We start from the raw sequence: 11,886 nt of genomic DNA, 5'->3' as shown, positions 1-11,886 counted from the left end.
TATTTACGTTTTTCATCATTTATGGAAAACAAACCAACCACCGAACCTAAAGGCAGATACGAATTAAAATACAGAGGTGTTGACTGCCTAAATTGCGGGCACCCGTTAGAATTAAGTGACAAGTATTGCCCAAATTGTTCGCAGGCCAACAGCACTAAAAGGCTAACCATATTAGATTTCTTCGAAGAATTTCTAGCCAATTACGTATCGTACGACTCTAAGTTATGGCGAACCTTGGCAGCCCTTTTATTAAGACCTGGCAAAATCACTAAAGAATATATTTCAGGTAGGCGACTGTCTTACACAAACCCTTTTAGGTTTTTACTAAGCCTGTCTATCATCTACTTTTTAATATTAAGCATCAATAGTGAATTTGAATCTTTCAATAAATTCGGTTCTGCCAACAAACGCCCCTTTATAGATTTAAATACGGAATTCAACAATTTGGAATTCGAAAATGAAGCGGAGAGAAAAATTGCACTGGCACAAATAGATTCATTAAGACTAAACAAGTACTTAAAAAACACCATAGACCAAAAAGACTCTATGGTTCTGGCAAATCCGAAATCTTATTTTAATCAAATAGACACCAACGGTTTATCGGATAGATTTTTTAAAAAAATTGATTTTTTCAATACAACGATCAAACATGATACCATTTACTATTTTGATGAGAGTACAGAAAAGTTTGGTATACCCAGCACTAGGGAAAACAAAATGGCCTTTAACCTTGCCAATAGTTTGGTGGAAATAGAAAAACGGCCAGGAACATTTTTAAATACCTTATTTTCCAAACTTCCATTTACAACATTTTTCTTTCTTCCGTTCTTCTCTTTCTTCATTTGGTTGGTCTATATCAGAAAAAAATACACTTATACCGATCATTTAATCTTTAGCTTTCACAATCAGTCATTATTATTTATCTTGCTCATTGTTAGCAATTTGCTCAATGCAGTGTTCAATTTTAGTAGTGAAGGATTATTTATTTTAATTTTCGCTTTCTACCTTTACAAAGCAATGCGCAATTTCTATCAGCAAGGAAGAGTTAAAACGGTTATAAAGTATTTTTTCCTAAACACGATATTTTTTATCTTAGGCATAATAGCTATAACCATATTAATAGCACAAAGCGTATTTACATATTAAATATGATGATAACACAAGTTACTAAAGGCATAAAGATATCGGTACAAACAACTTTTGAAGGCACGTTCTTTAAAAACTACAAAATGCATTATGCTTTTGGGTATACCATTACTATTGAAAACCAAAGTAAAGATGCCGTACAGTTAACTTCTCGTCATTGGAAAATATATGATTCCTTAAATGATATGGAAACTTTGGACGGCGAAGGTGTTATCGGCAAAAAACCTGTTATTCAACCAGGAGAATCGCACACTTACAATTCTGGATGTTTACTGACCTCACCTATTGGCGCCATGAAAGGCCATTACAATATGGTAATTATGAGCAACGCACAAAAATTTAGGGTTTACATACCTACATTTAAATTTAGTGCTCCTTTTGCTCTCAATTAAACCCTTTTAATCTTTTATTAGTTTTTAGTCCTATCCCCTTTTAGTACCTTTGGTCAACTTTTTAATTTAAAAAATTTGACAATGGGTAAAGGATTTTTTCAAGTTCCTACAGCTATTAATGAACCTATTAAAAGCTACGCTCCTGAATCACCAGAAAGAGAAGCGGTTTTAGAACAATACAAAACATATTTTAACGGTCAAGTTGATGTACCCATGTACATTGGCTCAGAAGAAGTACGTACAGGTAACACCAAACCGATGTCCCCTCCGCACGACCATAAACATATAGTTGGCACTTACCATACTGCAGATAAAAAGAACATACAGGATGCTATAGACAACTGTCTTGAATCAAGGAACGCTTGGGCCAACCTAACTTGGGAACAAAGAGCTGCCATATTCTTGAAAGCTGCTGAACTAATTGCAGGACCGTACCGCGCAAAAATTAATGCGGCTACAATGATCGCACAATCAAAGAACATTCATCAAGCAGAAATTGATGCGGCGTGTGAATTAATTGACTTTTTGCGTTTCAATGTTGAATACATGTCTCAAATTTATGAAGAGCAGCCAGATTCTGCCGAAGGTATTTGGAACAGAGTAGAATACAGACCATTAGAAGGTTTCATTTACGCCATTACACCATTTAATTTTACTGCTATTGCGGGTAACCTACCGGCTAGTGCAGCTATGATGGGCAATGTGGTTGTTTGGAAACCAAGTGACAGCCAAATTTTCTCGGCAAAAGTTATTGTAGACATATTTAAAGAAGCTGGATTACCTGACGGAGTGATCAATGTAGTTTACGGTGACCCAGTTATGATAACCGACACCGTTTTGTCCAGCCCAGATTTTGCAGGGTTACACTTTACAGGTTCTACGCATGTTTTCAAAGAACTATGGAAACAAATAGGTAACAATATCCACACCTATAAAACATACCCTAAAATAGTTGGAGAAACTGGTGGTAAAGATTTTATTCTGGCACACCCAACAGCCAACACCAAACAAGTAGCAACCGCTATTTCCAGAGGGGCATTTGAATTTCAAGGTCAAAAATGTAGCGCAGCGTCAAGAGTGTACTTACCAAAATCCACTTCAAAAGAGATTTTAGAATACGTAAAGGCAGATATAGAATCATTTAACAAACCTGGGTCACCAGAAGATATGAGCAACTTTATTACTGCGGTAATACACGAAGGTTCTTTTGATAAATTGGTGAAATACATCAACCAAGCCAAGGAAGATGAAAATGCGGAAATTTACGCAGGTGGTGGTTTTGATAAATCTAAAGGCTATTTCATAGAGCCAACGGTAATCTTAACGACAGATCCAAAATACACCACTATGGAAACCGAGTTATTTGGTCCTGTGGTAACCGTTTATGTTTATGATGACAAAGATTGGAGCGAAACCCTTCAATTAATCGATCAAACTTCTGAATATGCATTAACAGGTGCTGTTCTTTCTCAAGATAGATACGCTATTGATGAAGCTACCAAAGCATTACAAAATTGTGCAGGTAATTTCTACATCAATGACAAGCCAACTGGTGCCGTTGTAGGACAACAACCGTTCGGAGGAGCCAGAGCTTCTGGAACAAATGATAAAGCTGGATCAGCTCAAAACTTATTGCGTTGGGTCTCACCTCGATTAATTAAAGAAACCTTCGTTACTCCTGTAGATTACAGATATCCTTTTTTAGGATAAAAAAACAACTAAAAAGGCTGAAATTAATTTCAGCCTTTTTTTTTAATTTACCTTACCTTTAAAGTAAATTACATAGATTATACATTCTTAACATCAACCTTAACACACTTATTATGAAAAAGTTACTATTCACCTTACTTCTAACTAGCTGTATCTCTTTTGCCCAAGACGGACTAACACAAAGCAGCATTCAAGCAGTTTTAACCGGCAATCAATTACAGGTTGTTCAACTTGCCGAAGCTTTCCCCGAAGAAAAATATGATTGGAGACCGGCAGAAGGTATAAGTTCTGTAGGAGAAGCGCTTTTGCACGTAGCAGGTGCCAATTATTTCCTTGCCTCAAAACTAGGCTTTGCCCCGCCAGAGGATATAGACATCATGGGATTAAGTAAAATTACAGGAAAAGAAAATATTATAGCCGCCCTAAAAAAATCTAATGAATTTGTACTTAATAACATTACGAAAGTAGAAGATGGCACTTTAGACGAAGAAGTTGATTTCGGATTTATGAAGTCAAACAAACTTGGCGGTCTATTGGCAATTATGGAACACAATGGCGAGCACAAAGGTCAATTAATAGCTTATGCAAGAACTAATGGCGTGGTACCACCATGGAGTAAATAAATGATTTTACAAAGCATAAAAAAGGTCCATCAAATGAATTTGATGGACCTTTTTTTATTAATTAACTAAATTAACACCTCACTAACACAATATCAATGTAAATTTAACGTTAATTAATTGTAAACTCAATGTGATTTACCGAACTTTGTACCTCATTTAAAATCAATTGCTTATGATTATTGACAATTTAAAATTACATATCACATGTATTCAAATACATATTTGGAACAACTTAAAGGAATTTGCACGTAAATACAAAAAGGCATATTATAGCTCTTTTATGTTATAACACTTTCAACTACCCTTTATACTTTAAAGGCAGGTAGACCATTTTCTTAGTTTCAAAAAAATCTTCTTTGAAGTAATTGGTCAACTCAAAGATTTCTGCATTTCTATACTCCTTTAATTCATCTTGCAGATCCCCGCCCTTTAAATACAGAATTCCGTTTCTAATATCGTGTTTTGATTCTTTTTTGATTTTACCCTTTACCCAGTGAACAAAAGTAGGCATAGCCGCTACTGCTCTACTTACGATAAAATCAAATCGGTCAGGTATTTCCTCTACCCTTGCATTAATGGTCTTTACGTTGGTTAGCTGTAATCCTTCAACTACCTCATTTACTACCTTTATCTTTTTTCCTATTGAATCTACCAAAGTAAACTCAACTTCTGGAAAAAAGATAGCTAATGGTATACCGGGAAAACCACCTCCTGTACCCACATCTAAAACAGTTGAACCTTCTTTAAATTGAATAAATTTTGCAATTCCCAAAGAATGCAAAACATGTCTTAAATAAAGTTCATCTATATCTTTTCTGGATACCACATTAATTTTTTGGTTCCAGTCTTTATATAGTTCCTCTAGTTTCTCAAACCTTCTTTTCTGATCTTCAGATAAATTGGGAAAATTTTCAAATATGATTTCAGCAGTCATCCGTATATTTGTAAATAGATTTAATTAGTATATTCACTCGTGCAAAGATTTGGCTTTTAATTAAGCTATCAAACTATTATAGATTCAATTACATTATATTAAGTAAAAGATTACCGAATTATGGAACAAAACACCATTCGTTTCCCTAGAACTGATTCTGCCAAGTTCTTCAAAACTTTGAACAGCAGAGTTAACGAATACTTTAAAACAAATAAACTTAAAAAGACAGGTAATTGGCGATTACACCTTAAAACTGTAATCATGTTCGCTTTGTTTCTTGCTCCCTATTTTTTGATTTTGACCTTAGGTCTACCTAACTGGGCCAATGTACTTTTGACCATAGTTATGGGTATTGGCATGGCCGGTGTGGGCATGAACGTAATGCATGACGGTAACCACGGAGCCTATTCTAACAAAAAATGGGTGAATAAATTAATGGGAAGCAGTATTTACATCTTAGCCGGAAATGTATATAATTGGCAAGTACAACATAATGTACTTCACCATACGTATACGAACATTCATGAACATGATGAGGACATGGAAGCAGGTAGAATTTTACGTTTTTCCAAACATGCCGAATGGAAGAAACACCATAAGTTTCAACATTTTTATTCTGTATTTCTTTATGGTCTTTTGACTTTCAACTGGGCGATAACCACAGATTTTCAGCAAATGTACCGCTATATGAAACGTAAATTATCTTACGGAAAACTACCTAGTGCTACCATGAACTGGAGTACACTTATCATTACCAAAATATTGTACATCACCATTTGGATCGTACTACCTATGCTTATTTTAGATATTGCTTGGTGGAAAATATTAATAGGTTTCTTTTTAATGCACTACGTTGCAGGTGTAATTCTTAGCGTTGTTTTTCAACTAGCTCATATCGTTGATGATGCGGACACCCCTTTACCCGATGAATCTGGTACCATGAAAAACACTTGGGCCATTCACCAACTGTTTACCACTGTAAATTTTGGAACCAAAAACAGAATAGTAAATTGGTTTACCGGCGGATTGAACCATCAAGTTGAACACCATATATTCCCTAACATTAGCCATGTACATTACACAAAAATTTCAAAAATTGTGAAACAGACGGCACAGGAATTTAATTTACCATATCACGAGTATAAAACTACTAGAAAAGCTATAATTTCGCACTTTAAACATTTAAAAGAGTTGGGCAAAGAGCCTACTTTACAATACTAGAAATTAAGAGTACCCATGAGCAATCAACTTTCGGACAGAATCAACAGTGTTACACCGTCAGCTACTTTAGAAATGGCTGCTAAAGCCCGTGAACTTAGGGCTGAAGGTAAAGATATTATTGGTCTTAGCTTAGGCGAGCCAGATTTCAATACTCCAGATTACATTAAAGAAGCTGCAATTAAAGCAGTGAACGAAGATTATAATTCCTATACTCCAGTTGATGGATATGTAGACCTTAAAAAAGCTATCATAACCAAATTCAAAAGAGATAACAATTTAAATTATGAGCCTGCTCAAATAGTTGTTTCAACAGGAGCTAAACAATCCTTATACAATGTCGCCCAAGTTATATTGAACGCAGGTGACGAAGTAATTTTACCTTGTCCTTACTGGGTAAGTTACAGCGATATCGTAAAATTAGCAGATGGTGTACCAGTAGAAGTGCCAACCACTTTGGAGAATGATTTTAAAATGACCGCTGAGCAGTTGGAAGCCGCTATTACACCAAAAACCAGAATGTTATGGTATAGTTCTCCTTGCAACCCAAGTGGGTCTATCTATAGTAAAGAAGAACTACGTGCACTAGCGGATGTACTTCAAAAACATCCTCAAATTATAGTGGTCAGCGATGAAATCTATGAGCACATTAACTATGGTGTTACGGCACACGCCTCCATGGCCGAATTTGAAGATATGTATGACCGTACCGTTACGGTAAACGGTGTTGCCAAAGCATTTGCGATGACCGGATGGAGAATTGGATATATTGGTGCTCCTGCATATATTGCACGTGCTACCAACAAATTACAAGGCCAAGTAACCAGTGGTGCAAACTGTATAGCACAACGCGCAGTTATTACAGCTTTAGAAGAATCACCAGAACGAATAAAGTATATGGTTGATGAGTTTAAAGAAAGACGTAAACTCATTTTAAGCCTATTGAATGAAATTGAAGGTTTTAAATGTAATGAGCCAGAAGGTGCATTTTATGTATACCCAGATGTTACCGCTTACTTTGGAAAAACCTTGAGAGGCAAGCAAATTAATAATGCATCTGATTTTTCTATGTACATACTAGAAGAAGCAAATGTAGCTACCGTTACGGGAGATGCTTTTGGTAATGGAAACTGTATTCGTATTTCTTATGCGGCGTCAGTAAAAGAAATTAAAGAAGCAATATCAAGAATTAAAGAAGCGCTGAAGTAAACCTCAGCATATATTCATAAAAAAAGTCCCTTAAGAAAAGGGACTTTTTTATTTCTACTATTCTTTACCTTAAGTACTTTTCCAAAAATAAGGAGTCAATAAAATCAGTACGGTAAATAACTCCAACCTACCGGCAAGCATTAAAAATCCGCACCACCATTTTGCAAGATCGGGCAAGCTGTTAAAATTACTTACCGGATTTAGACTCCCCAAAGCAGGACCTACATTACCTAATGAAGATGCCGCCCCTCCTATGGCAGATTCAAAATCTAAGCCCAAGAAACCTAACACCAAAGCACCAATAATAAACAGTAACATGTACAACACAAAGAAACCTATAATATTATAGACAATTTTTTCCTTTACCGTTTTATCATTGTATCGTACAGGGATTATGGCGTTGGTATGCAACGTACGCTTAAATTCCAATACTCCGTTTTTAATTATCAATAAATGCCTCATAACCTTTATACCACCGGCAGTAGAACCCGCAGAGCCACCCAAAAAGAACAGTCCAAAGAAAAATACAGTTAAAAAAGGTGTCCATTGCGTAAAATCAGCACTAACAAAACCAGTAGTGGTTATCACAGAGATGATTTGAAACAGTGAATGTCTTAGGGCACTTTCCGCCTTTCCTAACACCATAGGATAACCGGGAGTAAGTTCTGTAATATTTGCCTTGAAATATACCACCAAAGCAACGATTATTGTAAAAACGATGACAAAGCCTGCGTAGTATCTAAACTCTTCATCCTTAATTACTTTTTGTACTTTACCCTTAAAGGCGAAATAGCTTAATACGAAATTACTACCCGCTAAAAACATAAAGAATATGATGATATATTGAATTAAAGGCTGATCGTTCCAATAGGCTACACTTGCATTTTTAGTTGAGAATCCACCCGTAGATAACGTTGCCATTGCATGATTGATAGCATCAAAAAAGGACATACCAGCTAACTGCAATAATATGGTCTCTGCCACAGTGTATCCAAAATAAATAAGCCAAAGTCGTTTTGCTGTATCTGTAATTCTAGGGTGCAACTTATCCCCAGTAGGTCCTGGTGCCTCTGCAGAGAATAACTGCATACCACCAATACCCAACAAAGGCAGAATGGCAATTGCCAAAACAATGATTCCCATACCACCGATCCAATGGGTTAAACTACGCCAGAAAAGAATTCCTTCGGGCATGGCTTCAATATCATCCATGATTGATGCCCCGGTTGTGGTATAACCTGAAATAGTTTCAAAAAAAGCATTGGTTATCGTAGGTAACGCTCCAGAAAACAGATATGGCAACATCCCGGAAATGGACATTACGATCCACCCAAATGTTACAATAATGTATCCTTCTTTTTGTTTTACCTCTTTTTTATGCCCCCTGGTATAGTACATCATAAAAACACCAACGAACATAGTACAGATAGAAGCAAGTGCAATACTCAAGGTAGCCCCATCTTTATATAGACCACTAACAACTGCAGCCAAAAGCATAAACCCCCCATTACAAAGTAACAGAAGCCCCATGATATGAAATATAATTCTTAAATTAAGTCGCATCTTAAAGGAACATTCGTTCTATTTTAGGAATTTCAGATGGTAGACAACAAACTACTACCCTATCTCCTTCCTGTATATTAAAACCACCAAGTGCAATGTGGCCTACCCCATCCCTAACAACACCACCAATGGTAGCCGCCTTAGGAAAATCTAACTCTCTAATAGTAGCACCGGTCACTTTAGAATTTCTTTTTACGATGAATTCTAAAATTTCGGCGTTTAAGTTGTTTAATCGCATTAATGCTACAACTTCACCTTTTCGAATGTGCCTAAATATATTGTTTGCAGCTAAAAGCTTTTTATTGATCAAGGTATCAATACCTATAGAATGTGAGAGCTGAAAATAATCCATGTTCTCCACCAAGGCTATGGTCTTTTTAATATACTTTGATTTTGCTACCAAGCAAGACATAATATTGGTCTCTGAATTGCCGGTTACCGCAATAAAGGCATCCATGGACTCTAAACTTTCTTCATCTAACAGCTCAACATTTCTACCATCACCATTAATTACCAGTGCATTTGGCAATTCGTCTGCAAGATCAAAAGCTTTCTCCTTATTCTTTTCTATCAACTTTACATTGAACTTGTTGGCACACAGATCTCTTGCTGTCTTATAACCTACTTTACTACCACCAAGAATCATTACATTCTTGATTTCAGCTTTTTTCTTTCCAGTTAATTTATACAACTCATCTACACCTTCCTTTACCGTAATAAAGTATACTTGGTCACCTTCTTTAAAAACGGTATCACCACGCGGTATAACCGTATATTGCGTTCCTGTACGTTGAAGGGCTATGGGCATGAAATGTAATTCAGGGAAAATTTTGGCAGCCTCTTTTACCATTTTACCTACAAACGGCGCAGATTTCAGTAAAGAAACCCCTACCATAATCAATTCGCCCTCCTCGAATTCATAGGTATCGTTGAATGCAGATTTATTCAACAACATTTGAATTTCAGTCGCCGCTAATGCTTCGGGTGAAATCAATTCATCTATCCCCAGGTCAGAGAACCTTAAAAGATCCTTATTCTTTATAAACTCGGTATTTGATATTCTGGCAATAGTTCGCTTGCAACCAAGCTGTTTGGCCAACATACAAAGTGTTAAGTTGGTTGTTTCAGAAGAGGTTACCGCAATAACCAAGTCAGAATTTTGCACTTGGGCATCGTTCAACACCGCAATAGAAGTAGCATCACCTTTTAAAACACGAATATCTAAATGGTTATCGGCATAAGCCAGACTCTCTTTTTTAGAATCGATTAAAGTAATATCCTGTGATTCATAGGATAGTAATTTGGCCAAATGAAAGCCTACTTCCCCAGCACCAGCAATTATAATCTTCATTTATCTTATTAGACCGCTAATTATCAAGCATAAAATTTCTCTCTTAAACACCATAAATACTTAAAAGTAGTCTTGAAAACCGTAGCAATTATTATGGGGCAAAATTACATAATTAAATTAGTTTATTCTTTATTTTCAATTCTTTAACCTATCAATGGCCAACCTTGGTGGTTAAAAAGGAGTTAAGCTCCTACTATATTGTATATTTGCCAAAAAAATAGCAATATAATGCCCCAAAAAGTTACGCCATACAAAGATTCTGACTTAGGTAAAAAGGAACAGGTGACCAAAATGTTCGATACCATTTCTAAAAATTACGACGGTTTAAACAGAGTAATTTCTTTTGGCATTGATATTAAATGGCGTAAAAAAGTTGTTGAAATTTTAAAAAAGGAACAACCTAATTCCATATTAGATATTGCAACAGGTACTGGCGACTTAGCCATAGCACTTACAAAAACAGGTGCAAAAAAAATTGTGGGCCTAGATATTTCTCCGGGAATGTTGGCGGTTGGTAAAGAAAAAGTAACCGATAAAAATTTGGACAATACTATTGAAATGGTAGTTGGTGACAGTGAAAATCTTGTTTTCGACGCTAATTCTTTTGATGCCGTTACCGTGTCTTTTGGAGTACGTAACTTTGAAACCCTTGAAACGGGTATGGCTGAAATTCTTAGAGTTTTAAAACCTAACGGCACGTTAGTGGTCCTGGAAACATCTGTACCCACCAAGACCCCTTACAAACAAGGTTACAATTTCTACACAAAAAATATTCTTCCATTAATTGGAAAAATCTTCTCAAAAGACGATTCGGCATATGGCTATTTAAGCGAATCTGCTTCCGTTTTTCCACATGGAGAAAACTTCAACAATATTTTGCGCGAAATTGGGTTTATAGATGTAACGAATAAACCTCAAACATTTGGGGTTGCTTCAATTTATGTTGCAAAAAAAGCTAATCTATAATATTAGCTGTCTTTCAATATTTATTTGACGTTTTACAATCGTAAACCAGCATTTATGAAGAAGTGGTTTTTAATACCCTTAACGTTGTTGATAACGCATTTAATGAGCGCTCAATTTAATGAGAGCCCTATATTGAATAAACAGAACGAAGATAAAAAACTCTTAAACTGGGGTTACTTCTTAGGTTTAAATCAGTATGATTTTAAAATTGAATATAAAGAAAATGCCAAAGACATATTGGTTAGCAAAAGCTTTGGATTCAACGTTGGACTAATAGGCGAATTAAGACTTAATGAATTTTTTGATGTTCGTTTTGAACCAGGACTGCATTACGGAACCAGACTAATGGGGTTTCCTGGATTTGATGATGAAAGAGATGCCATTAGGGAAATAAAATCTACCTATATCAATTTTCCTGTACTTATTAAAGCAAGTACACGCAGGTTTGGCAACTTTAAACCTTTTTTATTGGCAGGCGGATCTCGTAGTTTAAACCTAGGTAGTAACGAAGAAAGTTTGGATGATAACAGTTCTGGAACATTTAGAATGAAAAAATGGGTGTACAACTACGAACTTGGATTTGGAATTGATTTTTACCTAGAATACTTTAAGTTCACTCCATCTATACGAGGTGTCTTTGCTCTTACGGATGAACTAGTGCCCGACCAAGACCCTAACAGCCCTTGGACCGGAAATATTGAATCTCTGAAAACCCGAGGCATTTTCATCAACTTCACTTTTGAATAACATTTAGCAATTAGCAATTAGCAATTA

The 11,886-nt window shown here is 35.9% G+C and carries 11 protein-coding genes; 8 read left to right on the top strand and 3 right to left on the bottom strand.

The features are described from left to right. The first annotated feature begins 21 nt into the window (after nt 1-21). The 4 genes from B2Z27_RS14485 to B2Z27_RS14470 all read left to right on the top strand — a co-directional run bounded on the left by B2Z27_RS14485 (nt 22) and on the right by B2Z27_RS14470 (nt 3,871). Nucleotides 22-1,146 (top strand): DUF3667 domain-containing protein, encoded by a 1,125-nt coding sequence (locus B2Z27_RS14485; protein WP_286814172.1) that lies wholly within the window; start codon nt 22-24, stop codon nt 1,144-1,146. A 5-nt stretch (nt 1,147-1,151) separates the two neighbouring features. Continuing rightward, a complete protein-coding gene (gene apaG / locus B2Z27_RS14480) occupies nt 1,152-1,538 on the top strand; it encodes a Co2+/Mg2+ efflux protein ApaG (RefSeq protein WP_058106077.1) in 387 nt (128 codons plus the stop codon). Nucleotides 1,539-1,619: 81 nt separating this feature from the next. Beyond that, nucleotides 1,620-3,248: an L-glutamate gamma-semialdehyde dehydrogenase gene (gene pruA, locus B2Z27_RS14475; protein WP_058106055.1), complete on the top strand. Its 1,629-nt coding sequence runs from the start codon at nt 1,620-1,622 to the stop codon at nt 3,246-3,248. A gap of 113 nt (nt 3,249-3,361) precedes the next feature. Further along, on the top strand, nt 3,362-3,871 hold the full coding sequence (locus B2Z27_RS14470; protein ID WP_215996208.1) for a DinB family protein: 510 nt from the start codon (nt 3,362-3,364) through the stop codon (nt 3,869-3,871). A 298-nt stretch (nt 3,872-4,169) separates the two neighbouring features. Here the strand turns inward: B2Z27_RS14470 and rsmG are convergent, their stop codons facing one another. After that, a complete protein-coding gene (rsmG, locus tag B2Z27_RS14465) occupies nt 4,170-4,805 on the bottom strand; it encodes a 16S rRNA (guanine(527)-N(7))-methyltransferase RsmG (RefSeq protein WP_286814170.1) in 636 nt (211 codons plus the stop codon). Between the two features lie 120 nt (nt 4,806-4,925). Here rsmG and B2Z27_RS14460 point away from each other — a divergent pair, with 120 nt between their 5' ends. Beyond that, nucleotides 4,926-6,026: a fatty acid desaturase family protein gene (locus B2Z27_RS14460; RefSeq protein WP_058106052.1), complete on the top strand. Its 1,101-nt coding sequence runs from the start codon at nt 4,926-4,928 to the stop codon at nt 6,024-6,026. Nucleotides 6,027-6,041: 15 nt separating this feature from the next. Then, nucleotides 6,042-7,232: a pyridoxal phosphate-dependent aminotransferase gene (locus B2Z27_RS14455; RefSeq protein WP_074669827.1), complete on the top strand. Its 1,191-nt coding sequence runs from the start codon at nt 6,042-6,044 to the stop codon at nt 7,230-7,232. 69 nt (nt 7,233-7,301) lie between these two features. Here B2Z27_RS14455 and B2Z27_RS14450 read toward each other — a convergent pair whose 3' ends face one another. Together B2Z27_RS14450 and trkA are read right to left on the bottom strand one after the other, a co-directional pair. Further along, nucleotides 7,302-8,795: a TrkH family potassium uptake protein gene (locus B2Z27_RS14450; protein ID WP_058106050.1), complete on the bottom strand. Its 1,494-nt coding sequence runs from the start codon at nt 8,793-8,795 to the stop codon at nt 7,302-7,304. 1 nt (nt 8,796) lies between these two features. Next, nucleotides 8,797-10,146 (bottom strand): Trk system potassium transporter TrkA, encoded by a 1,350-nt coding sequence (gene trkA / locus B2Z27_RS14445; protein WP_058106049.1) that lies wholly within the window; start codon nt 10,144-10,146, stop codon nt 8,797-8,799. A 228-nt stretch (nt 10,147-10,374) separates the two neighbouring features. On the opposite strand from trkA, the gene ubiE reads away from it, so the two are divergent. Continuing rightward, on the top strand, nt 10,375-11,112 hold the full coding sequence (gene ubiE / locus B2Z27_RS14440; protein ID WP_058106048.1) for a bifunctional demethylmenaquinone methyltransferase/2-methoxy-6-polyprenyl-1,4-benzoquinol methylase UbiE: 738 nt from the start codon (nt 10,375-10,377) through the stop codon (nt 11,110-11,112). Nucleotides 11,113-11,166: 54 nt separating this feature from the next. Continuing rightward, nucleotides 11,167-11,859, top strand: a complete 693-nt coding sequence (locus B2Z27_RS14435; RefSeq protein WP_286814169.1) for a porin family protein — start codon at nt 11,167-11,169, stop codon at nt 11,857-11,859. The last annotated feature ends 27 nt before the right edge of the window (nt 11,860-11,886 follow it).

It is taken from the genome of Maribacter sp. UBA3344, assembly GCF_002362375.1.
GTDB lineage: Bacteria > Bacteroidota > Bacteroidia > Flavobacteriales > Flavobacteriaceae > Maribacter > Maribacter dokdonensis.
This window is presented reverse-complemented; position numbering and strand designations above follow the sequence as displayed.

Excerpts from the sequence above, each read along its gene's own strand:
- rsmG (WP_286814170.1), bottom strand. The coding sequence starts at position 4,805 with ATGACTGCTGAAATCATATTTGAAAATTTTCCCAATTTATCTGAAGAT.
- B2Z27_RS14485 (WP_286814172.1), top strand. The coding sequence starts at position 22 with ATGGAAAACAAACCAACCACCGAACCTAAAGGCAGATACGAATTAAAA.
- B2Z27_RS14435 (WP_286814169.1), top strand. The coding sequence starts at position 11,167 with ATGAAGAAGTGGTTTTTAATACCCTTAACGTTGTTGATAACGCATTTA.
- apaG (WP_058106077.1), top strand. The coding sequence starts at position 1,152 with ATGATAACACAAGTTACTAAAGGCATAAAGATATCGGTACAAACAACT.
- ubiE (WP_058106048.1), top strand. The coding sequence starts at position 10,375 with ATGCCCCAAAAAGTTACGCCATACAAAGATTCTGACTTAGGTAAAAAG.
- B2Z27_RS14455 (WP_074669827.1), top strand. The coding sequence starts at position 6,042 with ATGAGCAATCAACTTTCGGACAGAATCAACAGTGTTACACCGTCAGCT.
- B2Z27_RS14450 (WP_058106050.1), bottom strand. The coding sequence starts at position 8,795 with ATGCGACTTAATTTAAGAATTATATTTCATATCATGGGGCTTCTGTTA.
- pruA (WP_058106055.1), top strand. The coding sequence starts at position 1,620 with ATGGGTAAAGGATTTTTTCAAGTTCCTACAGCTATTAATGAACCTATT.
- B2Z27_RS14460 (WP_058106052.1), top strand. The coding sequence starts at position 4,926 with ATGGAACAAAACACCATTCGTTTCCCTAGAACTGATTCTGCCAAGTTC.
- trkA (WP_058106049.1), bottom strand. The coding sequence starts at position 10,146 with ATGAAGATTATAATTGCTGGTGCTGGGGAAGTAGGCTTTCATTTGGCC.
- B2Z27_RS14470 (WP_215996208.1), top strand. The coding sequence starts at position 3,362 with ATGAAAAAGTTACTATTCACCTTACTTCTAACTAGCTGTATCTCTTTT.